Below are 25190 nucleotides of genomic sequence, written 5' to 3' on the forward strand. Positions count from 1 at the left end.
GCCTCCGGCCAGCGGAGGGCGGCAGCACCGGGAATGGCGCTCGGCGCAACACGGGGGCCGACCATCTGTGGTCTCGGCCCTGGCCGTACCGAGGGCGTAACGGCTCTGCTCCACGGAGAATTCCGCCGGCTGCGGGCCCCGGGGTCGCGCGGCGTCCCTGCCCGACCCGAACCGGTCATCGGGGACACACGGTCAGGTCAGAGGCTGCCCAACAGCCTGGTCACGGTGATCTCGATGACCACCCGCTCCGGATTCGGACGCGGCGTCCGATACCGCTCGGCGTACCGCCGCTCCGCCTCCGCCACGGCGGCCGGATCCGACCGCAGCACCGCGCGGCCCTCGATGGTCAACCAGCGGCGGCCATCCACGTGGCACACGGCAACCGCCGCGCCCGCCGCGCCCGCAGCCGCCACCTGACGGGCCTTGCTGGAGGCGCCGGAGGTGATGACCCGGGCCAGGCCGGCGGCCGGGTCGAGAGTCACCCCGACCGGTACGACGTGCGGGGTGCCGTCCGCCCGCAGGGTGGTCAGCGTCGCCAGGTGCCGTTCGGCGCAGAAGGCGACAACCCGCTCATCGTGCACGTCCAACCGATGATCGCCCGCCATGCCCGTCCCCTGTCCACCAAACCGACCCCGATCATGGCACGCGGCGGCGCACCTGGCCCCGATCCGGCGGGGCGTCCGGCTGACCCGGCAGCTGGCGACCCGCCGCCCGACGTTGGTGCACCAGCCGGGTCAGGTAGATCAGCGCGGCGGCCAGGACCCCCATGTCATCCAGGTAGATCGGGTCCGGCAGAACGTCGACCGGGAAGATCGTGTAGATCAGCGCTCCGTAGAAGGCGACCTTGCCGCCCGCGCCCAGCCCGGTCAGCATCCGCCGGGTGCGCACCACCCGCACCGCCAGCACCACGGCACCGACCAGTGTGGCGAGCGCCAGGATGCTGGCGACCACCACGAGGACCCACGCCTGTCGGGACATGCCGTCACGCTAACCCACCCGAGCCTGCGCGGCTCAGAACGCGGGCACCGTCGCACGGCCGCGCGCGGTCACCTTGTTCTCCCGGGTCTGCTCGACGTTCTCCCGGGTCTGCGCGCCCACCGGTCGGGCAACCTCGCTCAGCGGCAGCACCGACGCCGACTCGGCGACCCGTCGTCCGGTCGCGGCGTGCGCCTCCTCGCGCAGACTGCGAGCCGCGGCCACCGCCAACTCCGCCGCCCGCCACGCGGCCTGCTCCCGCTCGCGGGCTGCGGCGTGCCGGGCCGCCAGGTTGTCCCGGATCGCCCGCTGGAGCACCAGCTCCTGCTCGACGGGGTGCAGTCGCGGGTCCCACCCGTCGCGGTGCGCGAAGACGTCGCTGAGCTGCTCCACCGACAGCTCCCGCCGCCAGTACGCATCCAGCGCCGCCCGGTGCAGGTAGCGCTCGCGGTCCGCGTACTCGGCGGGGGTCCGTGCGGTGTGCGGCAGCGGCATCGCGGCCGCCGCGTCGAGCCGCCGTACGCCAGCCTCGGCCGCCTCGTACGCCAGCCAGGCCGCCTCGATCGCCTCCTGCGCGGCCACCCACTCCGCCCGGCGGCGCCGCACGGTGGTGGTCGCCCGCTCCGCGGCCACCGCGACCTCCTGCGCGTAGCGGCTCTGCTCCCGCTCCTCCTGCGCCTGCTCAAGTTGGCTCGGCATGGCGGCGCGGCGGATCCGGGAGCCCGGGTCGAAGCGGAGCCGGCCGGGCCGCAGCAGCAGAGCGGAGACAGCGACGGCCACCACCCCGAGCAGGCTCAGCCAGATGACGGCGGCCCGGGAGAGGTCTGGCAGGACGGCGGAGAGGATGGTTTGCATGATCAGCACCTCGCGGTCGAAGGCGGGTATCGACGGGCGGCAGGAAGGCGCGGCAGCACCGGTCGGCCCGGTGGCGGGATGGTCCCGTCGACGGCGAAGTCAGGTGCCGTGCGGGAGGATCAGCCGGGATCGGGCCCCGGGGATCGCCGGGCCTGGTTCAGCGGGCGGGCGGGCCGCGTCGTGCAGGAGAGCCACGGCCGGGATCGATGGCCGGGACGTGCACCGGGCCCGCCGCGACCGGAACGGTCGCCGTGGCGGTGTCGAGCGTGCCGGCCGGCGGGGCTTCGGCGGGCTGTGCGGCCCGCTGGTTGGCCGGGCCGGTGTCGGGGCGGACATCTGCCACCCGGCTGCTCACGGCACTGGGCCGCAGCTGCGTGGGGGCGGGCGGTGGCGTCGCGGCGAGAGCGGCACCGAGGCCGACCGCGAGCACCAGCGCGGTGACCGCCAGGCGGGTCAGTTCCCGCAGTGACCGCAGCGCAGCCCACCTGGCTGGGCGGACAGACGCTGCGGACGACACCCGACCAACCTATCGCCCGTCCCGGCCTACCGCAGCACGGCGACGGACCGCGCGGGCGTGACCGCCACCACCATGCGCACTGTGGACGCCGGCGGTAGAGGCCCGGAACGGCAGTGCCCCCGACCGGATCGGGTCCGATCGGGGGCGCCGTGCAACGTCGGGGCGGCACCGCCGGTGGTGCGGGCGTGCCGGCGGCGGGCCGTGGTCAGTCGCCGGTGCCGAGCACCGGCGGTGCGGCCTTCTCGTCGCCCTGCCACACCATCTCGTCCTCGGTCAACCAGGTCAGCCGCTCGTCGGAGTCGTCGTCCTGCGCGCGACCCTGCCCGCCGAGCACACCGGGCCGGCCGCCGCCGGACCCCGGTCGGGCGTTGCCACCGGTCATGGCCGGGCGTCCGCCGCTCCCACCACGCTGGCCGTCGATGCTGCGCCCGACCCCGTTGGCGGCGCGGGTCTCCGCCGGAGCCGCACCACCGCCGGTCGGTCGAGCCGAGGCGGGGGGTGCGTTGCCCGAGCCGGCCAGCGCGCCGCTGCGCAACACCCCGCCGGCCGGTGACCCGCCCGGTGCTCCGTAGAGCAGGCCGGGACCGGTGCTCGCCGCAGTGGGCGCGCCGACCGGCCCGGACAGCCCGGCCAGCCCGGCGGCACCACCGCCGAGCAGCGCGCCGCCGACCAGAGGGTCGGCGCCGGCGAGGGAGGTGCCGCGGTCAGCGAAGTCATTGCCAGCACCGATCGGCGCGGCACCGACAGCAGGGCTGCCGCCGGTGCCCGAGCCGACATCGCCCGGCGTCGAACCGTCGCCAGGCAGTTGGGCAACCCGGTCGGGCGTCGAGATGGTCGCGTCGCCGGTGTGCCCGGAGTCCGCGCGGGTGGTGGGGCCACCGGTCACCCTGGCGATGGCCGAGACGCTCTGTGACGTCGTCGGATCCTTGCGGGCGGTGCTCGGAGTATCCGGGTCGGGCGGGGGTGGTTCGACCACCCGGTCGTAGGCCGAGATCTCGTAACTGTTGGCCAGGCCGGCCACCAGGTTCACCATCCGCTGGTGGGCCTTCTCCTGCTCTGCCTTGTCCTGCTGGTGCCCCGCGATGCCCCCGACGATCAGACCGGTCAGACCGAAGACCGCGCCACCTTTGATCGCGCCGCCGATCGCCTTGTCGTTGTCGTCGGTCTCCTCAGGGCTCTCGGCCTGCTTGTGGGCGTCGCGCAGATGGTCGGCCATCATGGTCAACCCCTGCTTGATGCCGGCCATCCCTTCGCCCAACGCGTCGGTGTGGGCGACGATCAGGCTGAGTCGCCGATGGAACTCCCGACCCGCCGACCCCGTCCACGTGTTGCTGAGCTTGTCGAGGTCGCCGCTCAGATCCCGGCCGAGGCCGTCGAGGATGCCCTTGACCTCGGCCCACTGGGTGGCCACGCCCTCGATCTGCTCCGGCTTGCCCGCCATCAGGCCGTCGTACAGCTGCTGGTGGCTGTTGCCCTGGTAGCGCTGGGTGTATTCAGACACGCCCGTCCTCCTTCGCCTGAAACGCCCGGTCGACAGGGGTCAGCGCGGCGGTGACATCGTCGGCGTTGGCCGCGTTGCGCGCCTCGGCGGTGCGGTAGTTGTTCAGGATCGTGCTGGTCGCCTGCTGCGCCGCCAGCACCGCCTGCCTGATGCGCTCGGCCTGGTCGACATAGGACTGGTGGACCTCGCTGTAGCGACGCGCCTTGTCGGTGGCGTCGAAGAACGAGCCCAGCGCCGGAGGACGGCACTGCATCTCGGTGTTGAGCTTGCGCAGCACCGACTCGGCCTGGCTCAACCGCGAGGCCAGGTGCTCGTGGAAGTCCTCAAGGGACAACAGGTCGACTTCCGTACGCCCGGCCATGGCAACATCCCCGTCGTTCTGGCTGACAACCGTCAGCGACATTCAGGTTAGTCCACCAGTGCGACTCCGGGCGACCCGTCGAAGCTGCTCAGCCGTCGGTGCCGATCGATTCCGTGGACCCCCCGCCGGTCCCGCCGCTCGACGGCGTGCCACCGGCCGGACTCGACGACGTCGACCCCGACGGTGGCGCAGCGGAGGACGACCCCGACGGTGACGCCGCGGACGGCGTGCCCGAGGGCGGCGCCGCTGATGGTGAGCCCGACTTCGGCGCGGCCGACGGCGGTGCGCTCGGTGCCGGCCCGTCGGCGGCGAAGACGGCGAACGCGTCCTCGCGGTCCAGCGTCGGCCCGGTCGGGATCAGCGCGAGCAGGGAGCCGGGCACCGCCAGCGGGGTGATCCCGCCGTAACCGAGCACGTCCAGTGTCGCCGCCGAGCCGAGCGGATACCGGATGCCCTGCGGGCTGATCAGGTAGATCGTCGACCCGGCGGCACCGGACCCGCTGGTCCCGGCGCCCGGCGAGGCCTGCGCGATGACACCCTTGCCGCCGGGCAGCAGCACCGCCTCAGCGGTGCGTACGGCGTCGCGCCTGGTCTGGCGCACCGGCACCAGGCCCGGATCGCTGTCGGTCAACTCGCTCGGCACCCGGTCGAAGACCTCCAGGGTGGTGGTCGGCGGGCCGCCCGCGCTGCCCTTGCGGTACGTCGCGCACAGCGTGGTCTGACCGGGCTGGGCCGGGTAGAGGGCGGGCATCGTCGGGGGCACCCCGTCCTCCTCGATCCGCCGTTCCTCGAACGCCTCGCTGGCCTGGTTCGGGGTGATGTCGGTGATCCGACCGCCGTTGCTGACGAGCAGCAGAGCGGTGATCTCACTGATCGAGACGAGAGCGTCCCGGGTCAGCACGTAGTGCCGCCCGGCGGCCTTGAACACCGAACCGACGTCGTGCGACTGCCCGGCCACCGTGCGACTGCTGGGCTCGCCCTCACCGGGCAGCGACGGCCGGCGCAGCGGTGGCCCGGCCGGTACGGCGTTGAGCAGTTGCTGCCCGACCTGGAGTCGCTCGGTGCCGGCCATCCGCAGCGCCGTGATCGTGCGGGACGGATCGAGTAGCTGGAGTCGGGTGTTGTTGGTGACCAGGTATCGCTGGTCGTTCACCGAGACCAGCACCGCCCGGTCACCCAGCGGCGTGCCGCCGGGCAGCGCCCGGTCGATCACCAGTCGGGTGCTGGACCGCTGCCGGTCGACCGGGTCGGGCACGTCGCAGACCGACCAGGGCAGCCCGGTCAGCGACTTGCGGTCCGGCAGGGCGTCCGGCGCCCCGACGATGCCGACGGTGACGCCGCGGGGCCGGTCCCGCAGCGACGCCTGGGACATCGTCCGCACCTGGGCACTCGCGTCGTTCACGATGAGGCGGGCCGAGGTGTAGTTCAGCGTCGGGTGCAGCTTGCCCCCGATGAACACGTACGTCGCGCCGGTCTCCCTTTCGATGACAAGGGTCTGGTCGTCCAGCGGCGCCGTGCCACCGGTCAACTGGCCGTAGGCGCCCACCCCGCCGAGCACGATGGCCGCGGTGAGGACACTGCCGAAGACGGCCATGCCGAGCCGTCGCATCGGCAGGTTGGTGGTCTCCGGATCGCCCGACAGCAAGGCGGAGACGATGCGGCGGGTGACGAAGCGGTACGCCTGCACCTGATCGCGGCGGGTCCGCATGACTTACCTCCGGCGGGGTGGATCCGCGACGATCAGGGTCGGGGTGCCGTCGCGGGCTTCCCTACGATAAGGGGCCGACGGTGGTTCCTTGGGACCACCGCTCGTGGCCGGCACCGGACCGACCGGCGCAGGGTCGTACCGTGCAGGAGGGACAGTCAGCGATGACGCAGGTTCAGGCGCCACCCGCCCGAGCGGTCACGGACCCTGTCGACGTTCCGAGCCGGCCGGTGCCCCCGGCCGAGCGGCCCGGCCGTGGGCGGGTCGGCCCCGTGCTCGTCGGGCAGCTCGTCGTACTGGAGTTGTGCGTGGTCGGCGTCTGGGCCGCCACGGCCGGGCCGAGCTGGGTGCTCGCCGCGGCGGGCGCCGCGGCGCTGCTGGTCGTCCTGGCGGCCTTCGCCCGTCGGGGTGGCCGCTGGTGGTTCGAGGACCTGCTGCTGCGCCGGCGGTTGCGGCGACGCGGTGAGCGGGCGTCGGCCGCGCTGGCCGGCGGCACCGCGACCGACCCGAGGTTGGCTGCGCTCGCTCCTGAGCTGAGCGTCATCGAGCTGACCGACCGAGGCACCCGGCTCGGCATCGGGCGTGACGACCAGGGCTGGTTCGCGGCCGTCGCCCTGCAGTCCGCGACCGGTGCGGCGGTCGGCTCCGTCGACGCCGCCGCGGTGGACCGCGCGCTGCGGGTGCTCACCGACTTCAGCGCCCCGGTCTCCCGGGCCCAGGTCGTCGCGCACACGTTGGTCTGGTACCCGGCACCCGGTGCGCCGCCGGCTGCCCACCGGACCGTGTGGGTGGCGGTGCGACTCACCGTCCGGGACGCCCGGGTCGAGGCGGTGAGCCGCGGCGGTGGGCTGACCGGCGTGCACCGGACGGTGGCGGCCGGGATCGGCAGGCTCGGCAAGGCGCTGACCTCGGCGGGGCTGGCACATCGCCCGCTGGGCAGGGAGGAGCTGCGCGCGGCCATCGTCTCGGCCGCCGGTCTGGACCTGGTGCCCGAGGCGCCGGCGGAGAGTTGGCGTGGGTTGCGCGGCGGCGGCTGGACGCACCGCTGCATGGCGCTGCGGGGCCGCTTCGACGCGCCGCTCGGTCCGCTCGTCGACGCGATCACCGCGACCTCGGCGCCGTCGCACACGGTGGCCGTAACCGTCTCGTCGGACGGTCGGGTGGCGGCACCGCTGCTGCGGGTCGCGGCGATGGACAACCACGTCGAGGCCCTGGTCAAGGTGGTTCGTGAGGTCGCCGGCCGGGTGGGTGCGTCCACCCGGCCGATGGACGGTCAGCACGCCCCGGGCGTCTACGCCACCGCTCCGGTCGCGTCGGCGCTGGGCGTCTCCACCGGTCCGCGGTCGCGCTGACCGGTGCGGGTCAGGGTCGGAGGTTGACGATCCAGCCGTAGAGGCCGCAGACCCAGAAGGCGAGCGGCACCAGCGCGATGATGAGCAGGATCTCGGCGATGTCGAGCAGGCGGCCCCAGACCGGCGAGATGCGCTTGCCGGCGACTGTCAGACCGTAGATCAGGCTGATCACCGCGGCGAGCACCAGCCCGCCCAGGATCAGGCCGAGCCGGACCGGCAGCGACCCACCGGCGAAGGTGGTCGCGGCGGCCAGGCCCAGACCCACGGTGCCGGTCAGCAGCACCGGGGTGCGCTGGGCCCGGCCCAGGAGGGGGCGGGCCCGCAGCAGCGCCAGCAGTGCCAGCACCAGACACAGCAGCACCGCGGGCAGGCGTCCGTCCAGGGCCAGCACGATCTGCGCGCCCAGCACCAGCAGTGACACCGTCCACAGCAGACCGGTGAGGAACTGGTCGGCGCGCTCACTCTGCTGGAGCACCTGGCGGCCGTCCACCGACTCGCTGTCGGTCTTCAGGTCCTCCGGACCGGTCGGAATCGACGGCACCGGCAGCCGGGCCAGCCGGTAGGCCATCATCGGCAGCGCCGGCACCACGCCGAACGCGACAGCCGCGACCACCGCGGCGGAGGCCGCCGCGTCGAGGCTGAGGGCCAGGCAGAGCACCGCGCCCAGACCGGTGGCGGCCGCGACCCCGATCGCGGCGAAGAAGAGGGGGTACCGGTCGCCGACCGCCAGCACTGCCACCGCGCCGGCCACCACCGCCGCGGTCGCCGCGAGCAGGACATGCGGACCGGCCAGGTCGGTCAACGATTGATCGTCGGCGAGCAGCAGCAGACCGCCGGTGGCCGCGTGCACCAGGCCGACGAGGGCCAGCACCGCGCCGATGCCGCTGTCACCGGCGGCCCTGGACAGCACCGCCGCGCCCACCAACAGCGCCACCGCGACCAGCAGCGCGGCCAGCGCGCCGGGCAGGTGCGGCGGACCGGCGAAGAGGGCGGCCAGCGCGCCGGCGCCGAACGCCGCCGCCGCGAAGACCACAGCGAAGGAGCGGGTCGCGCCGACCTGCCAGGCGCCGGGGCGCTGGTTGGTGGCTGTGGCGACCGCGTCCACCACGTCATCGAAGACGATTTCCGGCGCGGCGTCGGACCGGGGGTTGAAGTAGAGCACCTCACCGTCGCGGACGCTGAGCTGCGCCGCGGTACGACCACCGTCGAGGGGCGCACCACCCAACCGGGACAGTGCCCAGCCGCCGTGCCGCGCACCCTCGTCGGCCATGTCCTCGCCGGCGTAACGCAGCAGTGTGGGCAGCAGGTCGGCCATCGGCACGTCCGACGGCAGCGCCAGATCCATCCGGGTACGCGGAGCCACGATGGTGATCCGGCTGAGACCGCCGGTCGCCGTCTTCGTCGCCACAGTGGCCTCCAGGTGTGCGTCTGTGATCGGCTGGCTGGAATGCTGCGGTACGGGTCCACCGCGCACACGGCAGATTACCTACGATGACGGCACGTACGATGCCCACCCGCGGGCGGTGTTCCGCGGGCCGCACGTCATCAGGGCCGCTTCTGGGGAGGAGACAGCCGTGAGCACTGTGGTGTTCCGCCGGCTCCCGCGTCAGCCGGGGCCGGCCCTGCCGCGCGGCGAGGTGCTGCTGGAGTCGCCTCCAGAGCTGCCCGAGCCGACGCCCCGCGGGATGGGGCAGCTGCTCATGATCCTGCCGATGTTCTGCGGGGTCGGCGCCATGGCGTTCCTCTACGCCGGCAAGGGCGGCGGCATGATGACCTACGTCGCCGGTGGTCTGTTCGGTGTCTCGATGCTCGGCATGGCGATCGGCTCGCTGGCCAACAGCGGTGGCAAGGACAAGGCCGAGCTGAACGCCGATCGCCGCGACTACATGCGCTACCTGGCGCAGATGCGCAAGCGCACCCGGCGTGCCGCCGAGCAGCAGCGGGCCGCGATGGCCTGGCGGCACCCGGAGCCCGACGCGCTCTGGTCCATCGCCGCGTCGCGGCGACTCTGGGAGCGGCGGATCACCGAGGACGACTTCGGCGAGACCCGGATCGCCCTCGGGCCGCAGCGGCTCGCCGTGGAGATCGTCCCACCGGAGACGAAGCCGGTGGAGGACCTGGAGCCGATGAGCGCCATCGCGCTTCGCCGGTTCGTCCGGGCGCACTCCACGGTGCCCGAGCTGCCGACGGCGCTGTCGGTGCGCGCGTTCAGCCGGGTGGTGCTGCGCGGCGACCGCGAGCCGGTGCTCGACCTGACCCGGGCGGCGCTGGGGCAGCTGGCCACCTTCCACGCACCGGACGACCTGGTGATCGCGGTGGTCGCCGCACCTGACCGGCAGTCGTCCTGGGGTTGGGTGAAGTGGCTGCCACACGCTCACCACAGCGGTCGTACGGACGCGGCCGGCGCGCGCCGGCTGGTCTTCGCCAGTCTGGCCGAGGCCGAGGCCGCGCTCGCCGCCGAGCTGGCCGGGCGGCCTCGGTTCGCGCCGGAGGCCAAGCCGCTGACCACCGCTCCGCACCTGGTGGTGGTGATCGACGGCGGGGAGATCTCGCCGACCTGTCAGCTGGTGGGCCCGGGGCTGCTCGGCGCCACGGTCGTCGACCTGTCCGGGACGGTGCCGCGCGACGCTGGCCGCTGGTTGCTCTGCCTCGACGTGAATGACGGTGGATCCCTCGAACTGGCCCGGGGCAGTTCGTCGTCGACGCTGGGTCGGCCCGACCGGCTCAGCGCGGAGGCCGCCGAGGGGCTGGCCCGACAGATCGCACCCTTCCGGCTCTCCCAGCAGCAGACCGGCGGCGACGAGCCGTTGGCCCGCAGCACGGAGCTGCCGGACCTGCTCGGTGTCGGTGACGCCGCGGCGGTGGACGTGCAGAACACCTGGCGCCCGCGTGGGCACCGTGACCGGCTGCGCATCCCGCTCGGTGTCGGCCCGGACGGCAACGTGGTGGAGCTCGACTTCAAGGAGTCGGCGCACGAGGGCATGGGCCCGCACGGTCTGGTGATCGGTGCGACAGGCTCCGGCAAGAGCGAACTGCTGCGTACCGTGGTGGCCGCGTTGGCGGTGACCCACTCGTCGGAGGAACTGAACTTCGTCCTCGTCGACTTCAAGGGCGGCGCGACCTTCGCTTCGCTGGAGGCGCTGCCGCACACCAGCGCGGTGATCACCAACCTGGCCGACGAGCTGCCGCTTGTCGACCGGATGCGCGACGCGCTCGCCGGCGAGATGGTGCGCCGGCAGGAGCTGCTGCGGGCGGCCGGCAACTACGTCTCCCGCTTCGAGTACGAGAAGGCGCGTTCGGCCGGTGAGCCGCTGGCGCCGATGCCCAGCTTGTTGATCATCTGTGACGAGTTCAGCGAACTGCTCGCCGCCAAACCGGACTTCATCGACCTGTTCGTCATGATCGGCCGGTTGGGTCGGTCCCTCGGCGTGCACCTGCTGCTGGCCAGCCAGCGCCTCGAAGAGGGCAAGCTGCGCGGCCTCGACACGCACCTGTCGTACCGGATCGGTCTGCGGACGTTCTCCGCTGTGGAGAGCCGGATCGTGCTCGGCGTACCGGACGCGTACGAGCTGCCGAACGCGCCAGGCCACGGCTACCTGAAGACGGACACCAGCACCATGCTGCGGTTCCGGGCCGCGTACGTGTCGGGGGCGTACCGGGCGCCGGGGCAGCAGGCATCCGCCTCGCAGGCGCTGGTGCAGCGCCGGATCGTGCCGTACGGTCTCGACTTCGTTCCGGTGCAGGTCCCGCAGGTGCCGGTGGCCACCGCCCCGGAGCCGGAGCAGCCTGCCGACGGCAAGGCCGTGGCGATGCTCGACGTGCTGATCGACCAGCTCAAGGGTCGGGGCCGTCCGGCCCACCAGGTGTGGCTGCCGCCGCTGGCCGACCCGCCGGGCCTCGGTGAGCTGCTCGGCCCGCTGGCTGTCGACCCCACCTACGGCCTGTGCACCGCCTCCTGGCCGGGGCGCGGGCGACTGACAGTGCCGGTCGGCGTCGTGGACCGCCCCTACGAGCAGCGCCGGGATCCGATGATGGTCGAGCTGGCCGGGGCCGGCGGCAACGTGGTCATCGTCGGTCGGTCGCTGAGCGGCAAGAGCACGATGCTGCGTACGCTGCTCGCCTCGCTGGCGCTCACGCACACGCCGCGGGAGGTGCAGTTCTTCTGCCTGGACTTCGGCGGGGGCGCGCTGCGCAGCATGGAGCGGTTGCCGCACCTGGCCGGGGTGGCGGGTCGGCGCGACGTCGAGGCGGTCCGCCGGACGGTGGCCGAGGTGGTCGCCGTCCTGGACGACCGGGAGAGTCGTTTCGCCCAGCACGGCATCGACTCGGTGGCGAGTTACCGCCGCCGCCGTGCCGCCGGTGAGTTCGCCGACGACCCGTTCGGCGACGTGTTCCTTGTGGTGGACGGGTGGAACACCCTGCGCCAGGAGTACGAGGAGCTGGAGCAGACCATCACCACGTTGGCCAACCGGGGCCTCGGCTTCGGTGTGCACGTGGTGCTCACCGCCGTCCGGTGGGCGGAGATCCGGATCAACATGCGGGATCTGCTCGGCACCAAGCTGGAGCTGCGCCTCGGTGACGCGTCGGAGTCCGAGATCGACCGTCGGGCGGCGAACAACGTGCCGGAGAAGTCGCCCGGTCGTGGCCTGACCCGGGACAAGCTGCATTTCCTCACCGCCATCTCGCGGATCGACGGCCGTCGCGACATCGACGATCTGAGCGAGGCCTCGCTGTCCCTGGCCGGGCACGTGGCGGCGAACTGGCCGGGTCGCCCGGCGCCGAAGGTGCGGTTGCTGCCGCGCCGGATGCCGGTGGCGGAGCTGGCCCGGATCATCGACAGGTCGGCGCCCGGTCTCCCGATCGGCGTCAACGAGTCGGCGCTCGCTCCGGTCTACCTGGACCTGGCCAACGAGCCGCACCTGACGGTCTTCGGTGACGCGGAGTGCGGCAAGACCAACCTGCTGCGCCTGATCGCCCGGGGGATCACCGAGCGGTACACGCCTGCGCAGGCCCGGCTGGTGATCGCCGACTACCGGCGTGGCCTGCTGGGGGCGGTGGAGGGTGACCACCTGCTTGACTACGCCCCGTCGAACCAGGCGTTCGCCCAGGGGCTCGGATCGATCCGCAGCGCGCTGTCCAACCGACTGCCCGGCCCGGACGTGACCACCGCCCAGCTGCGTGATCGGAGCTGGTGGAAGGGTCCGGATCTTTACATCCTGGTGGACGACTACGACCTTGTGGCATCGGGTGGCAGCAACCCGCTGAGCGCCCTCCAGGAGTTGTTGCCGCAGGCCCGCGACATCGGTCTGCACCTGATCGTCACGCGTCGCGTCGGTGGTGTGTCCAGGGCGCTCTACGAGCCGGTGTTGCAACGGCTTCGCGAGTTGGACTCTCCGGGCCTGCTGATGTCCGGCAACCGGGAGGAGGGCGCGGTCTTCGGCACGTTGCGGCCGAGCCCGCAACCGCCCGGTCGGGGCACCCTGGTGCGCCGTCGCGATGGCCAGCAGTTGATTCAGACCGCCTGGTCCGAGCCGGCCTGAGCGCTGTCGATCGTTCGGCAGGGGTGGTGGGCCTTTCCGGCCCGATTCACCACCATCCATCGAACGTCGCCGGTCAGGGCTGCGAGGGCTGGACCCGTTCCGCTACGGTCTTCACAGGAGTGTCCGTCGGTGGGGTGTTGCTGCCTTGCCGCGGGGGAGGATGCGGCGAAGCCGCCACCACAACAGACGGAAGGGTGTGAAGCATGGCGTTCGAGGTCGAAGCTGCGACTCTGCATACCGCCGCGAGTGACGTGCGGTCCACGCGCAGCGAGGTCGACGGCGAGCTGAAGAAGCTGTGGAACGTCGTCGACGACCTGGCCATCGCGTGGAAGGGTCAGGCGTCCACGGGCTTCCAGTCGCTGATGACGCGCTGGAACGAGGACACCGTCAAACTGCTGACGGCGATGGACAGCATCGCTGACCTGCTCGACAAGTCGGGTACGACGCACCAGGTCAACGACGAAGAGCAGCAGCAGATGCTGGACAAGTTCCACTCTGCTCTCAACCCGTGATCCGTAGCCGGCAGAGGAGGAAATCGTGACGATCAAAGTTGACTATGCGGTCCTCGAGAGCAGCAACCAGCAGATGCAGGCCATCTCGAAGACTCTCGAGGAAAAGCTTGACACGCTGCGGTCGATGCTGACCAAGCTGCACTGGGACGGCGAGGACCGGGTTGCCTACGAGCAGCACCAGGCGAAGTGGGACGCGGCGGTCCGGGACATCAACCGGATCCTGAACGAGATCGGTGGTGCCGTGGGCATCGCCCGTGAGAACTACCTCACCACGGAGATGAGCAACTCCAAGGTGTGGAGCTGAGGCATTCGCACGAGCGGCTCCGGTCCGGTTCGCCCGGCCCGGAGCCGCTCTGTGTCTGGCGTTGGCGGGCGTAACCGTTGGCGGACGTATGCGTCGGCACCTGGCTGCGGCTGCGGTGCGCCGCTCAGCTGGCAGTTGGTGCGTCGGTGCGTCGGCCGGGGCGCCAGTCGCGTCGGCGGCCAAGGGTCATGATCGGTCGCGCGACCAGCAGCAGCAGGGCGAGTAGCCCGCCGATGACCGCCGCCCAGATCGCCGCGGGGCGCTGCCAGCTCAGCGGGTCGTCCCGCACGGCGGGCGCCGGGAGCACGCCGGCCGGAGGGTTCGCCCGGCTGCCGAGCAGGCTCGACACCGCCCGGTACGGGTTGACCATCCCGTGGCCGATGTCGGCGTTCTGGCCCTCGGGTGGGTTGTCCGCTGTGCGTGTCAGCCGATCCGCGACCTGCTGCGGGTCGAGACTGGGGTAGGCGGCCCGGACCAGCGCGGCCACTCCCGAGACGTACGCGGCGGCGTAGCTGGTGCCGCCCTCCGGCACGGTGCGGTAGCCGCTGTTTCCGGGTGCCGGCCCGACGATGTTCATCCCGGGTGCGGCGATGTCGACGTAGTCGCCGCTGATCGAGGTGCCGACGTGGCCGCCCTGCTCGTCCACCCCGCCGACCGCTATCACCCCGGGGTACGCGGCCGGGTAACCCGGCAGGTTCTGCGAATCTTCCGACCGGTTGCCCGCGGCGGCGACCAGCACCACCCCTTTGGCCAGGGCGCGCTCGACGGCCGCCGTCAGTTCGGGGCGGGGAATTGTGGTCAGGGACAGGTTGATCACGTCGGCGCCCTGCGCGACCGCCCAGTCGATGGCTGCGGCGATCTCTGCCGGGAGTTGCGGGTTGTTGACCGCGCCGAGCTGCGGCAGAACCCGGATCGGCAGGATGCGGGCGGCCGGGGCGATGCCGCTGAAGGGGACGACAGTGCCCTCCCGGCCCGCGATGATGCCCGCGATCAGCGTGCCGTGCCCGGCCTCGTCGCACTGGCCCTGTCGGGCCGGCAGGCCGTTGAAGTCGCGCCCTTCGAGCACCTGCCCCTTGAGGAGCGGGTGGGCGGCGGAGACTCCGGAGTCGATCACGGCCACCGTGATCCCGGCGCCCCGGGACAGGGGCCACGCCGAGGACGGCTCCAGCCGGCGGAGCGCCCACGGCAGCTGGGTCAGGCTGTCGGTGCCGGTGGGACCACAGAGGGGCGGCGCGGCGGTCGCGGGGGAGGGTGCCACCAGGCCGGCGCCGAGCAGGACCGCCAGCGTTCCACTGAGGACGCCGCGAAGGGCACGGCGGGACGGGGTCGCGCTCAACGGCGGGCATTCGCGCACACGCAAAGGTTACCGCCGTGACCATCGGTCAGCGGCCCCCGGTGACCACTGTCAGGCCCGGGGCTCTGCCTTCGCTGTGGAGTCGTCGGCGAACAGCGCGAGCAGGTCGCCGACCTGCCGGTCGGCCTCGGCGGGGTGCCGGAACCGGCCGGCCGGGTTGAGTGTGTACTCGTTGCGTCGCCCGACCCGGGTGCGGTGCAGGTACCCGCCCGCCTCCAGGTCGGCGACGATCGCCTGCGCGGCCCGTTCGGTCACGCCGACCTCGGCCGCGACGTCGCGCAGCCGGGCGGTCGGATCGCGGGCGATGGCCAGCAGGACGTGCCCGTGATTGGTGAGGAACGTCCAGTTCCGCCCGCCGCCGGTGTCGTCCGTCACCGTGCTCGCCATCGTGTGACCGCCTTTCCGGATGTCCGTCTGCCCTCGCGAGAGTCTGGTCCGCCCCGCCCCGGGAAGGTTGCCCAGGGGGTGGCCGAAGTCAACGTATGAAATCTAAATCACGCATACCTTGACGCATCTTACGGTGCGTGTGACGGTGGAGCACGAGCCAGCGCCCGCCGCCCGGCCGGCGGAGAGCCGGTTTGACCAGGTCAGATGCGTCGAGACGAGGTGCGGGATGAGTCATACCGGGAGCTCCGGCGGTCAGCCGGGTCCGCAGCGGACCACCGACCGCGCCGCCGCGCTCAGCGAGCCGACCCGGGCGTACGCCGAGCTGGTCGCCGGCAACCGGCGCTTCGTCGATGGCGCCCCACGCCACCCCAACCAGGATGCCGGGCACCGGGCCGCCGTGGCCGACGGGCAACACCCGTTCGCGGTGATCGTCGGCTGCTCCGACTCGCGGCTGGCTGCCGAGATCATCTTCGACCGGGGTTTGGGCGACCTGTTCGTGGTTCGCACCGCCGGGCACACCGCCGGTCCCGAGGTGCTCGGCAGCGTCGAGTACGCGGTGACAGTCCTCGGCACCCCGCTGGTGGTGGTGCTCGGCCACGACTCCTGCGGTGCGGTGCAGGCCGCCCGGGAGTCCGCCTCGACCGGCACCGCGCCGAGTGGCCATCTGGGCGCGGTGGTCGACGCCGTGCTGCCCAGCCTGCGCCGAGCCGCGGCCGAGGGCGTGGACGACATCGACGGCATCGTCGACATCCACATCGCACAGACCGTCGAGACGTTGCTCGGGCAGTCGCCCGTGCTGGCCGACGCGGTGGCGCAGGGGCGGTGCGCGGTGGTGGGTGTGTCCTACCGGCTGGCTGCCGGCGCGGTGCGCCCGGTGGCCGCCGTGCCGGCCGGCCTGGCGGCGTTGGAGACCGCGGCCTCGACCGACCCGGCCGCGCCTGCCACCGTCTGACGCGTCGAGGGCCGCTCCGCATCACGCGGAACGGCCCTCGACGGGGATCGTGCGGGTCAGAGCAGCGACATGTGGACGTGGTCGGTGTGGTTCGACGGCCCGCTGTACGAACTCCAGCCGGTGGCCGGGAACCAGATCTGCCGGTTCCAGATCACGTAGTAGATGCCGAGCCGGTCGGCGTTACGGATGAGGAACGCGGCAACGTTGTTGCCGTACGTCCGGGTGTCGTTGTTGTGCCACGGGGAGAATCCGCTCTTCTGCAGCGACCAGTCGCAGGCGCGCCCCTTGGGGTGCTCCCACGGCCCGCCGGGGCGGTAGCAGCCGACGAACCGGTTGAAGCCGGCCGCCTTGACCTCCTTGTACGCGTGCAGCGTGCGCGGCGTGATGCAGCCGGACGTGGTGGGGTCATTCTCGCTGCACGACTGGGGCTTCCAGTCACCGTCGGCGGTGCGACCCGGGCCGATCTTCGCGACCTTGGAGGTGGCGTCCACCAGGCCGCCGGTGAAGCCCTTGCCGCCGACGAGGGAGAGCGCCTTGTCGGCCTCGCTCTTGCGCTTCGCCATCAGGGCGGTCTGCTTCTGCTGCTCGCGGACCTCGGTGTCGAGGGCCAGCTTCGCCTGCTCGGCGCGGGCCTTCACCTCGTTGACCTCGGAGAGCTTCTTCTCGTTGACCATGTTCATCTCGTCGAGCATCCCGGCGCGTTGGACGAACGAGTCGGGAGCCTCGCTCTCCAGCAGCATCGCGACAGCGCCGATCCGGCCGGTCCGGTACGCCTGGGCGGCGATCTGCCCGACCTGCGGGGCCAAGGCGTCCAGGTCGGCCTTGGCGCGGTTGACCTCCGCCGCCAACTCGCCCTGCCGCTTCTTGGATTTGTCCAGCTTGGACTTTGCGGCGGAGTAGTCGCGGTTGGCCTGCTCGATGACGTCGTTGAGCAGCTTGGGCTCGCCGTCCTCCTCGTGCCCGGACGGTGTGGGGTTCGTCGGGGCGGCGTGCGCCGGGAGCGGCCCGGCGAGCACTGTCAGTGCGGCGATCACGGCCACCACGGGTGTCAACCAGCGGCGTAGGGGTGCCGTCACAATGTTCCCTTCCGTCGACCGCCGACCGGGTTAGCTGACGGGTTCGGGGCGGAAGTGGCCCCTACCGCTGACGCGGATTCACCCCAGGCACCTGGGTCCCCGGCTCGCCGGTTGGCGATTGGGCGGTGGCACCGCAGGCGCCGCTTCGCGCCTTCATCGGTAACCGGCAGCGAGGTTACCCGAGAGTCGACCGCCTGAGCTACGCCTGGATGCCGACCAAAAGCGTCATTTCGCCATAGCGTTGAGTGACCAGTGACGTGGTTCTCAGGGTGGATGCCCGATCTGGTCACGCTGAGGAGTGTCACCATGTCGTATCCGTGCTCCTGTTCGGCTCCGGCCACCGGTCGGTGGCCTCGGATGGGGGTGCGGTCCGCGTCCGGTCCGGCTCGTCGGAGCCGGCCGTTCGCGGTGAGCTGAGTGCGGCCAGTGCCTCGCTGCGGTCCGGCTGGGGCCGGGGCGCGGGAGCGTCGGTGGACGCTGCGGCAGCGCTGCGCCCGGCGGCGGTCACCACAGCGGCCAGCCCGGTGGTCAGCGGCACGGCGGCGATCAGACCGAGGGTGGCGACAGCGCTGCGGACGATCTCCTGCGCGAGGAACTCACTGGTGAGGATCTGCCCGATCGGCCGCGCGTCGGCGGTGAGCAGGAGCAGCAGGGGCAGTGACGCGCCCGCGTACGCCAGCACGATGGTGTTGACAGTGGAGGCGATGTGCGCGCGGCCGACCCGGGTGGCGGCACGGTACAGCTGCAACCGGGTCAGCCCGGGGTTGGCGTTCGCCAGCTCGGTGACGGTGGCCGCCTGGGTGACAGTCACGTCGTCGAGCACTCCGAGCGAGCCGATGATGATTCCGGCGAGCAGCAGACCGTGCAGGTCCACGTCGCCCTGGAACATCGACAGGGTGGTGGCGTCTTCGCTGCCGAACCCGGTGAGGTGGGTCGCGGCGGTGGCGATGGTGGCGAGCACGCCGGTCAGCACCAGGCTGCCCAGGGTGCCGAGCACCGCGACCGAGGTCTGTGCGGTGACCCCGTGGGTCAGATAGAGCACCACGAACATGATCAGGGCCGCGCCGACCACCGCCACCAGCAGTGGTGACCTGCCCGCGCTGATGCCCGGCAGCACGAAGGTGAGCAGGATGGCGAAGCTGGCGGCCAGCCCGGCGAGCGCCGCCAGACCTCGCCACCGCCCGAACGCGACGATCGCGGCAGCGAAGACCACCGCCAGCCACACCATCGGGGTGCCGCGTTGGTGCTCGGCGATGTTCCAGTTGCTGGTGGTGGGATCAACCGGATCGGCCAGCTCGACCAGGACGACCTCGTCGCCGACCTCGACCCGGGGTGCGCCGGGCCCGTCGGGCACCGGAGTTCGTACCTGCTGGCCGGCGTTCGGCCCGTCGTCGACCCGGACGTCGACAGTGCCGCACCGCCCGTCGCCGACCCTCGGTGTGCCCTCCGGAACCGACGGCACCGGCGGGCACGGCTCGCTCACCACCCGGGTGACGGTGCCGGGGTGGCGCGGCACGTCCGCACCACCATCGGTCTGCGGTGACCCGCCGCGCGGCCAGAGCAGCACCGCGGCCAGCACTGTGGCGACGAAGAGGGGTACCACAGTCACGACGAGGATCCGTCGCACCCGTGGTGGGGCGGACGGAGCGGGGTGAGTGTGGTCGGCGGCCAAGGCGAGTCTCCCAACGATCCGGTGCGGGATACGGGTCAGCGGGCCGGGCGGTTCACAGTTGCTGTGGAAACGCGGCGGACGGCGGGGCGGATCGCTGCCTGACGACCGCCTGATCACGGACGGTCAGTGCTCGGCCCGGTCGGCCGGGGGCGACGCCATGACGTGGCGGCGCCGGTGCCCGACTGTGCAGCGGCATTCGGAGGGCCATCGTGGGAGATGCTAGCCAGCCCTCCCGGGGTCGCAGGTCGTGGCGGAGTGTCGGGTGGCCGAACCGCTCGCGCGGCGGTCTCCGGGGCGGCATGTTGGTTGACCGTCCCGGTGGTGCTGACGAGTCATCTCGTGTCGGGTCAGCTGGGCCTGACCGGGGACGACGGCGTCCCCGGTCAGGACTGGGTGGGGCCGGGTGCTCGGCTCGGTGGTGTTCTGGTGGGGCGGCTGGCCGTTCCTGGTCGGTGCGGTTCGGGAGGTCCGGGACCGGGCGCCCGGGATGATGCTGCTGGTCGCGATGGCGATCACCGTCGCGTACGCCGCGTCCCTGGCGACCAGCGTCGGCGCCTTCGACCTGGACTTCTGGTGGGAGTTGGCCGCGCTGGTCACTATCATGCTGCTCGGGCACTGGCAGGAGATGAAGGCCATCGGGCAGGCCCGGGGAGCGCTGACGGCGCTGGCCGCGCTGTTGCCGGACGAGGCCGAACGGGTGGCGGCGGACGGGCGGGTCGAGGCGGTGCCGGTGACCGGTCTGCGGATCGGCGACGTGGTGCTGGTCCGACCGGGGGGTCGGGTGCCGGCGGACGGCCAGGTCGTCGAGGGCGCCGCAGAGCTGGACGAGTCGATGATCACCGGGGAGTCGCGGCCGGTCGCCAGGTCGACGGGCGACCGGGTGGTGGCCGGCACCGTCGCCACCGACTCGGCGGTCCGGGTGCGCGTCGAGGCGTTGGGTGAGCAGACCGCCCTCGCCGGCATCCAGCGCATGGTCGCGCAGGCCCAGGCTTCCGGTGGACGGGCCCAACTGTTGGCCGACCGGTTCGCCGCGGCGCTGTTCTACCTGGCCACCGGCACCGCCGTGCTGACGGTGCTGGTCTGGACCGCGCTCGGGCAGCCGGACGAGGCGGTGGTCCGTGCGGTCACCGTCCTGGTGATCGCCTGCCCGCACGCGCTGGGTCTCGCCATCCCGCTGGTCGTGGCGCTCTCCACGGCGCTCGCCGCGCGGTCCGGGATTCTGGTCAAGGACCGGTTGGCGCTGGAGCGGATGCGGACCGTCGGCGCGGTGCTCTTCGACAAGACCGGCACGCTGACCAGGGGCGAGCACGGCGTGACCGACCTGGTGACGGTGTCCGGCGTCGAGCGGGACGAGGTGCTGCGGATCGCGGCCGGTGTCGAGTCGGAGAGCGAACATCCGTTGGCCCGGGCGATAGTGGCGGCGGTCGGGAGCGCCGGCCCGGCCCGGGCAGCCGGGTTCCGGTCGCTGCCGGGCCGCGGTGTGCAGGCGACGATCGACGGTACGGAGTACGCGGTGGGCGGGCCGGCGCTGCTGCGCGAGTTGGGCCTTCCGGTCCCGGCGGAGCTGGAGGCCGCGACCGGGCGGTGGTCGGCGCGGGGTGCCGCGGTGTTGCACCTGGTGCGGCTGCCGGACGCCGTGCTCGGTGCGTTCGCGTTGACCGACGAGGTGCGTCCGGAGGCCCGGCGTGCCGTCGACGAGCTGCGTGCCGAGGGTGTCCGCACCATCGCCATGATCACTGGTGACGCCCGGTCGGTGGCCGAGGCGGTCGCCGCCGACCTCGGCTTCCGACCTGGCGTCGACGAGGTCTTCGCCGAGGTGCTGCCGGCGGAGAAGGACGATCGGGTGGCCGAGCTTCAGCGGCGGGGGTTGGTGGTGGCGATGGTCGGTGACGGGGTGAACGACGCGCCGGCGCTGGCCCGGGCGGACGTGGGCATCGCGATCGGCGCGGGCACCGATGTGGCGATCGAGTCCGCCGGGGTGGTGCTGGCATCCTCGGACCCGCGCGGGGTGGGGGCAGTGGTCCGGCTGTCCCGGGCGTCGTACCGGAAGATGCGACAGAACCTGGCCTGGGCGGCCGGCTACAACGTGGTGGCGCTGCCGTTGGCCGCCGGGGTGCTGGCCTGGGCCGGCGTGGCGTTGAGCCCGGCGTTGGCCGCGGTGCTGATGTCGGCGTCCACCATCGTGGTGGCGCTCAACGCGCAGTTGCTGCGCAGGGTCCGTCTCGGCGCTGCGCAGGACTGAGCGCGGTCAGCCGCGCTTCATGAGCCGGCCGACCGCCGCCATCATCTCGGTGGCCATCTCGTCGGCCCGACCCTCGGCGGCGCCCTCGTGCATGCAGTGCCGGGCGTGCCCGTCGAGCAGCCCGAGGGCCACCTTGTCGAGGGCGGCCTGGATGGCGGAGATCTGGGTGAGCACGTCGATGCAGTAGCGGTCGTCGTCGACCATCTTCTCGATGCCCCGGACCTGCCCCTCGACGCGGCGGAGCCGCGCGAGCAGCTGGTCCTTGCTGGCGGTGTATCCGCGGATCGGGGTGGGTGCGGTCATGCCGACAAGGATAGCCTACCCCCAGGGGGTATGGTAGGGTCGGCTCTGTCGAGATACCCCCACCGGGTACCGGTACCGCGAAGGAGACGATCCAATGGTCAACACGACGTATCAGGTGCAGGGCATGACCTGTGGGCACTGCGTCAGCGCGGTGAGCGCCGAGGTCGGCGCCATCGCGGGGGTGCGTGACGTCCAGGTCGACCTCGCGGCCGGCCGGGTCACCGTCAGCAGCGATCAGCCGCTGGACACCACTGTCGTCCGAGCCGCCGTCGACGAGGCCGGCTACGACCTCGTCGACGCGTGATCGGCGGGCCGGCGTGCGCACCGTGACGAGACTCGCCGGGTTCGCCGTCGGCCTGGCGGCGGTCTTCGGCGCCACCTACGGGGTCGGCAGGGTCGTCGACACCGCCCCGGCCGCCGAGAGCCGGCACGACGATGCCGCCACCACCCCGACGGCGGACGAACGGGGCGGGACGGGCGATCGGCTCCCCGGCGGGCTGCTCGTCTCCGAACACGGCTACACCCTCGAACCGGTCGACGCCCCGGCCGGCGAGTTCGCCTTCCGGATCGCCGGCCCGGACGGCCGCCCGGTCACCCGGTACGACGTGGCGCACGACAAGCAGATGCACCTGATCGTCGCCCGTCGGGACCTCTCCGGCTTCCGTCACGTCCACCCCGAGCTGGCCCCGGACGGCACCTGGCGGGTCGACACCCCGCTGGCCGGCCCCGGTCAGTGGCGGGCGTTCGCCGACTTCACCCCGACCGGTGGTGAGCCGCTGACCCTCGGCGTGGACGTGACAGTCCCCGGCGAGTTGACCGAACGGCCGCTGCCCGCTCCGGCGACCAGCACCACGGTCGACGGCTACACGGTCACCCTGACCGGAGCGCCGCAGCCCGGCCGCACGTCGTCGCTGACACTGACCGTCAGCCGGGACGGGCAGCCGGTCACCGACCTGGAGCCCTACCTGGGCGCGTACGGGCACCTTGTGGCACTGCGCCAGGGCGATCTGGCCTACCTGCACGTGCACCCGGACGGGACGCCCGGCGATGGGCGCACCCGACCCGGTCCGGCCGTCACCTTCCTCGCCGAGGTGCCCTCGACCGGCAGCTATCGTCTCTACCTCGACTTCCAACACGGTGGGCGGGTGCACACCGCCGAGTTCACAGTGGTCGCCGACGCTGCCCCGACCGGCGACGCCCCCACTTCGAGCGGGCCCGCACCGACCGGCGGGGCCGACCACGGCACCCCCGGGCACGGACACAACTGACGGGACCAGACGATGACCACCACCAGCAGACCCCTGCCCGAGGCGCCCAACCGGATCGAACTGGCGATCGGCGGGATGACCTGCGCCGCGTGCGCAGCCCGGATCGAGAAGAAGCTCAACCGGATGGACGGGGTGAGCGCCACAGTCAACTACGCCACCGAGAAGGCGACCGTCCGGTACGCCGACGGCATCACGCCGGACGACCTGATCGGGACCGTGCAGAAGACCGGTTACACGGCGGCGCTGCCAGCCCCGCCCAGCGCGGAACCCCCGGTGGACCCGTTGCGGGGGCCGCGTAACCGGCTCTGGGTGTCGGTGGCCCTGAGCGTGCCGGTGGTGCTGCTGGCCATGGTCCCGGCCTGGCAGTTCGACTACTGGCAATGGTTGTCGCTGACCCTGGCCGCCCCGGTGGTGGTCTGGGGTGGGCTGCCGTTCCACCGGGCCGCCTGGACCAACCTGCGGCACGGCGCGGCCACCATGGACACCCTGGTGTCGCTCGGCACCCTGGCCGCGTTCGGTTGGTCGCTCTGGGCGCTCTTCCTCGGCGACGCGGGGATGCCCGGCATGACGCACCCGTTCCGCTTCGACATCACCCGGACCGACGGCGCCGGCAACATCTACCTGGAGGCGGCCGCCGGGGTCACAGTGTTCATCCTGGCCGGTCGCTACTTCGAGGCCCGTTCCAAGCGGACCGCCGGCGCCGCCCTACGCGCCCTGCTCGACCTCGGCGCCAAGGACGTGACAGTGCTGCGTGACGGCGTAGAGACCCTGATCCCGGTGGACCGGCTCGCCGTCGGTGACCGGTTCGTGGTCCGCCCCGGGGAGAAGATCGCCACCGACGGAGTGGTCGACGAGGGCACCTCCGCCGTCGATGCCAGCATGCTCACCGGTGAGTCGGTGCCGGTCGAGGTCGCCCCGGGTGACGGCGTGGTCGGCGCCACGATCAACGCGGGTGGGCGGCTCATCGTCACCGCCACCCGGGTCGGCGCGGACACCCAGCTCGCCCGGATGGCCGACCTGGTGGAGCAGGCGCAGAGCGGCAAGGCGGCCGTGCAGCGGCTGGCGGACCGGATCTCCGGGGTCTTCGTTCCGATCGTCATCACCCTCGCCGTCGGCACGCTCGGCTGGTGGCTCGGCAGCGGGGCCGGCCCGACCGCCGCGTTCACCGCCGCCGTGGCCGTGCTGATCATCGCCTGCCCGTGCGCGCTCGGCCTGGCCACCCCGACGGCGCTACTGGTCGGCACCGGTCGGGGCGCCCAGCTCGGCGTGCTGATCAAGGGCCCGGAGGTGCTGGAGTCGACCCGCCGGGTGGACACCGTGGTGCTCGACAAGACGGGCACCGTGACGACCGGCCGGATGACAGTGGTGGACGTGGTGCCGGCGAGCGGTGTGGACCGGGCCGAGCTGCTCCGGCTCGCCGGGGCGGTGGAGGCCGCCTCCGAGCACCCGATCGCCCGTGCGGTCGCGGCCGCTGCCACCGACGCGGGCGCGCTGCCCCCGGTGACCGCCTTCAGCAACCTCGAAGGGCTGGGGGTGACCGGAACTGTCGACGGGCGGGCCGTGCTGGTCGGCCGGGTCCGGCTGCTGCGCGAGCGTGAGCTCGACGTACCGCCGGAGGTCGAGTGGGCAGTGCGCGACGCCGAGGCTGCCGGCCGTACGCCGATCGTCGCCGGCTGGGACGGACGGGCCCGGGGCGTGCTCACTGTCGCCGACGTGGTCCGGCCGACCAGCCGGGCGGCGGTGGCTCGGCTGCGCGGGCTGGGGCTGACTCCGGTCCTGCTGACCGGGGACAACGCCACAGTTGCTCGCGCGGTCGCCGCCGAGGTGGGCGTCGACGAGGTGATCGCCGAGGTGCTGCCGGCCGGGAAGGTCGACGTGATCAAGCGGCTCCAGGCCGAGGGGCGGTCGGTGGCGATGGTCGGTGACGGGGTCAACGACGCCCCGGCGCTGGCCCAGGCCGACCTGGGGCTGGCCATGGGTACCGGCGCCGACGTGGCGATCGAGGCGGCCGACCTCACCCTCGTCCGGGGCGACCTGGACGCCGCTGTGGACGCCATCCGGTTGTCCCGCCGCACGCTCGGCATCATCCGGGGCAACCTGTTCTGGGCGTTCGGCTACAACGTGGCCGCGCTGCCGTTGGCCGCCGCCGGGCTGCTCAACCCGATGATCGCCGGCGCCACGATGGCGCTGTCCTCGGTCTTCGTGGTGGCCAACAGCCTGCGCCTGCGTCGCTTTCGTCCGGCCGCTGCCGATCTGTGACGACGGCAATGGTTGGGCCGGTGCCGGCGGGGGTACCTCTGTTGTCGTAGCGACG

The 25190-nt window shown here is 72.6% G+C and carries 21 protein-coding genes, 1 pseudogene and 1 riboswitch; of the genes and pseudogenes, 9 read left to right on the top strand and 13 right to left on the bottom strand.

Translation table 11 applies throughout. The features are described 5' to 3' along the window. Positions 1 to 197 precede the first annotated feature (197 nt). The 7 genes from AB0K35_RS28955 to eccB all read right to left on the bottom strand — a co-directional run bounded on the left by AB0K35_RS28955 (position 198) and on the right by eccB (position 5917). Positions 198 to 605, bottom strand: coding sequence for a TIGR03618 family F420-dependent PPOX class oxidoreductase (locus tag AB0K35_RS28955; protein ID WP_238671345.1), 408 nt, complete (start codon positions 603 to 605; stop codon positions 198 to 200). Between the two features lie 31 nt (positions 606 to 636). Continuing rightward, the gene (locus tag AB0K35_RS28960; RefSeq protein ID WP_238671344.1) at positions 637 to 978 is read right to left on the bottom strand and encodes a YkvA family protein; all 342 of its coding nucleotides are present in this window, start codon (positions 976 to 978) and stop codon (positions 637 to 639) included. A 33-nt stretch (positions 979 to 1011) separates the two neighbouring features. Beyond that, complete coding sequence (locus AB0K35_RS28965) at positions 1012 to 1830, bottom strand: hypothetical protein (RefSeq protein WP_363889394.1); 819 nt, start codon at positions 1828 to 1830, stop codon at positions 1012 to 1014. Between the two features lie 157 nt (positions 1831 to 1987). Then, on the bottom strand, positions 1988 to 2347 hold the full coding sequence (locus AB0K35_RS28970) for a hypothetical protein (protein ID WP_238671342.1): 360 nt from the start codon (positions 2345 to 2347) through the stop codon (positions 1988 to 1990). A gap of 205 nt (positions 2348 to 2552) precedes the next feature. Beyond that, a complete protein-coding gene (locus tag AB0K35_RS28975) occupies positions 2553 to 3848 on the bottom strand; it encodes a WXG100 family type VII secretion target (protein WP_363889396.1) in 1296 nt (431 codons plus the stop codon). Further along, positions 3841 to 4209 carry a hypothetical protein gene (locus AB0K35_RS28980; RefSeq protein ID WP_363889398.1) on the bottom strand — a complete coding sequence of 123 codons (369 nt, stop codon included), beginning with the start codon at positions 4207 to 4209 and terminating at the stop codon, positions 3841 to 3843. The genes AB0K35_RS28975 and AB0K35_RS28980 overlap by 8 nt, the downstream gene beginning before the upstream one ends. A gap of 88 nt (positions 4210 to 4297) precedes the next feature. Next, on the bottom strand, positions 4298 to 5917 hold the full coding sequence (gene eccB / locus AB0K35_RS28985) for a type VII secretion protein EccB (RefSeq protein WP_238671339.1): 1620 nt from the start codon (positions 5915 to 5917) through the stop codon (positions 4298 to 4300). A gap of 161 nt (positions 5918 to 6078) precedes the next feature. Here eccB and AB0K35_RS28990 point away from each other — a divergent pair, with 161 nt between their 5' ends. Further along, the gene (locus AB0K35_RS28990; protein WP_363889402.1) at positions 6079 to 7266 is read left to right on the top strand and encodes a type VII secretion protein EccE; all 1188 of its coding nucleotides are present in this window, start codon (positions 6079 to 6081) and stop codon (positions 7264 to 7266) included. A gap of 10 nt (positions 7267 to 7276) precedes the next feature. Here AB0K35_RS28990 and eccD read toward each other — a convergent pair whose 3' ends face one another. Beyond that, complete coding sequence (eccD, locus tag AB0K35_RS28995) at positions 7277 to 8674, bottom strand: type VII secretion integral membrane protein EccD (protein ID WP_363889405.1); 1398 nt, start codon at positions 8672 to 8674, stop codon at positions 7277 to 7279. A gap of 166 nt (positions 8675 to 8840) precedes the next feature. Between eccD and eccCa the strand changes: the two genes are divergently transcribed. The 3 genes from eccCa to AB0K35_RS29010 all read left to right on the top strand — a co-directional run bounded on the left by eccCa (position 8841) and on the right by AB0K35_RS29010 (position 13622). Further along, entirely contained in the window at positions 8841 to 12806 is a 3966-nt protein-coding gene (eccCa, locus tag AB0K35_RS29000) for a type VII secretion protein EccCa (RefSeq protein WP_363889407.1), read from the top strand. Between the two features lie 203 nt (positions 12807 to 13009). Further along, the gene (locus tag AB0K35_RS29005; RefSeq protein WP_030329557.1) at positions 13010 to 13318 is read left to right on the top strand and encodes a WXG100 family type VII secretion target; all 309 of its coding nucleotides are present in this window, start codon (positions 13010 to 13012) and stop codon (positions 13316 to 13318) included. A 25-nt stretch (positions 13319 to 13343) separates the two neighbouring features. After that, a complete protein-coding gene (locus tag AB0K35_RS29010; protein WP_030329555.1) occupies positions 13344 to 13622 on the top strand; it encodes a WXG100 family type VII secretion target in 279 nt (92 codons plus the stop codon). Between the two features lie 124 nt (positions 13623 to 13746). On the opposite strand, the gene mycP is transcribed toward AB0K35_RS29010, so the two are convergent. Continuing rightward, a complete protein-coding gene (mycP, locus tag AB0K35_RS29015) occupies positions 13747 to 14976 on the bottom strand; it encodes a type VII secretion-associated serine protease mycosin (protein WP_363889409.1) in 1230 nt (409 codons plus the stop codon). Positions 14977 to 15027: 51 nt separating this feature from the next. Beyond that, complete coding sequence (locus tag AB0K35_RS29020; RefSeq protein WP_238671334.1) at positions 15028 to 15363, bottom strand: MarR family winged helix-turn-helix transcriptional regulator; 336 nt, start codon at positions 15361 to 15363, stop codon at positions 15028 to 15030. A 226-nt stretch (positions 15364 to 15589) separates the two neighbouring features. Here AB0K35_RS29020 and AB0K35_RS29025 point away from each other — a divergent pair, with 226 nt between their 5' ends. After that, positions 15590 to 16315, top strand: coding sequence for a carbonic anhydrase (locus tag AB0K35_RS29025; RefSeq protein WP_238671333.1), 726 nt, complete (start codon positions 15590 to 15592; stop codon positions 16313 to 16315). A gap of 56 nt (positions 16316 to 16371) precedes the next feature. On the opposite strand, the gene AB0K35_RS29030 is transcribed toward AB0K35_RS29025, so the two are convergent. Then, positions 16372 to 17391: a hypothetical protein gene (locus AB0K35_RS29030; RefSeq protein WP_357267049.1), complete on the bottom strand. Its 1020-nt coding sequence runs from the start codon at positions 17389 to 17391 to the stop codon at positions 16372 to 16374. 4 nt (positions 17392 to 17395) lie between these two features. Continuing rightward, positions 17396 to 17526, bottom strand: a riboswitch (cyclic di-AMP (ydaO/yuaA leader). Between the two features lie 166 nt (positions 17527 to 17692). After that, positions 17693 to 19063 (bottom strand): YibE/F family protein, encoded by a 1371-nt coding sequence (locus AB0K35_RS29035; RefSeq protein WP_238671331.1) that lies wholly within the window; start codon positions 19061 to 19063, stop codon positions 17693 to 17695. A 306-nt stretch (positions 19064 to 19369) separates the two neighbouring features. On the opposite strand from AB0K35_RS29035, the pseudogene AB0K35_RS29040 reads away from it, so the two are divergent. Further along, a pseudogene (locus tag AB0K35_RS29040) lies at positions 19370 to 21305 on the top strand (heavy metal translocating P-type ATPase); the annotation flags it as partial. Positions 21306 to 21311: 6 nt separating this feature from the next. Here the strand turns inward: AB0K35_RS29040 and AB0K35_RS29045 are convergent. Next, positions 21312 to 21608, bottom strand: coding sequence for a metal-sensitive transcriptional regulator (locus AB0K35_RS29045; RefSeq protein ID WP_030329541.1), 297 nt, complete (start codon positions 21606 to 21608; stop codon positions 21312 to 21314). A gap of 94 nt (positions 21609 to 21702) precedes the next feature. Here AB0K35_RS29045 and AB0K35_RS29050 point away from each other — a divergent pair, with 94 nt between their 5' ends. Genes AB0K35_RS29050 through AB0K35_RS29060 form a run of 3 tightly spaced genes read left to right on the top strand, consistent with a single transcriptional unit; the run spans position 21703 to position 25135 of the window. Continuing rightward, the gene (locus AB0K35_RS29050; RefSeq protein ID WP_363889412.1) at positions 21703 to 21912 is read left to right on the top strand and encodes a copper ion binding protein; all 210 of its coding nucleotides are present in this window, start codon (positions 21703 to 21705) and stop codon (positions 21910 to 21912) included. A 13-nt stretch (positions 21913 to 21925) separates the two neighbouring features. Beyond that, positions 21926 to 22876: a hypothetical protein gene (locus AB0K35_RS29055; protein ID WP_363889415.1), complete on the top strand. Its 951-nt coding sequence runs from the start codon at positions 21926 to 21928 to the stop codon at positions 22874 to 22876. Between the two features lie 12 nt (positions 22877 to 22888). Continuing rightward, positions 22889 to 25135, top strand: a complete 2247-nt coding sequence (locus tag AB0K35_RS29060; RefSeq protein WP_363889417.1) for a heavy metal translocating P-type ATPase — start codon at positions 22889 to 22891, stop codon at positions 25133 to 25135. Positions 25136 to 25190: the final 55 nt, after the last annotated feature.

The sequence above is a fragment of the Micromonospora sp. NPDC053740 genome, from assembly GCF_040677775.1.
Classification (GTDB): domain Bacteria; phylum Actinomycetota; class Actinomycetes; order Mycobacteriales; family Micromonosporaceae; genus Micromonospora; species Micromonospora alfalfae.

What these genes read in the sequence shown, in the direction of transcription:
- AB0K35_RS28955 (WP_238671345.1), bottom strand. Translation starts at nt 605, where the DNA reads ATGGCGGGCGATCATCGGTTGGACGTGCACGATGAGCGGGTTGTCGCC.
- AB0K35_RS28960 (WP_238671344.1), bottom strand. Translation starts at nt 978, where the DNA reads ATGTCCCGACAGGCGTGGGTCCTCGTGGTGGTCGCCAGCATCCTGGCG.
- AB0K35_RS28965 (WP_363889394.1), bottom strand. Translation starts at nt 1,830, where the DNA reads ATGCAAACCATCCTCTCCGCCGTCCTGCCAGACCTCTCCCGGGCCGCC.
- AB0K35_RS28980 (WP_363889398.1), bottom strand. Translation starts at nt 4,209, where the DNA reads ATGGCCGGGCGTACGGAAGTCGACCTGTTGTCCCTTGAGGACTTCCAC.
- eccB (WP_238671339.1), bottom strand. Translation starts at nt 5,917, where the DNA reads ATGCGGACCCGCCGCGATCAGGTGCAGGCGTACCGCTTCGTCACCCGC.
- AB0K35_RS28990 (WP_363889402.1), top strand. Translation starts at nt 6,079, where the DNA reads ATGACGCAGGTTCAGGCGCCACCCGCCCGAGCGGTCACGGACCCTGTC.
- AB0K35_RS29005 (WP_030329557.1), top strand. Translation starts at nt 13,010, where the DNA reads ATGGCGTTCGAGGTCGAAGCTGCGACTCTGCATACCGCCGCGAGTGAC.
- AB0K35_RS29020 (WP_238671334.1), bottom strand. Translation starts at nt 15,363, where the DNA reads ATGGCGAGCACGGTGACGGACGACACCGGCGGCGGGCGGAACTGGACG.
- AB0K35_RS29025 (WP_238671333.1), top strand. Translation starts at nt 15,590, where the DNA reads ATGAGTCATACCGGGAGCTCCGGCGGTCAGCCGGGTCCGCAGCGGACC.
- AB0K35_RS29045 (WP_030329541.1), bottom strand. Translation starts at nt 21,608, where the DNA reads ATGACCGCACCCACCCCGATCCGCGGATACACCGCCAGCAAGGACCAG.
- AB0K35_RS29050 (WP_363889412.1), top strand. Translation starts at nt 21,703, where the DNA reads ATGGTCAACACGACGTATCAGGTGCAGGGCATGACCTGTGGGCACTGC.
- AB0K35_RS29060 (WP_363889417.1), top strand. Translation starts at nt 22,889, where the DNA reads ATGACCACCACCAGCAGACCCCTGCCCGAGGCGCCCAACCGGATCGAA.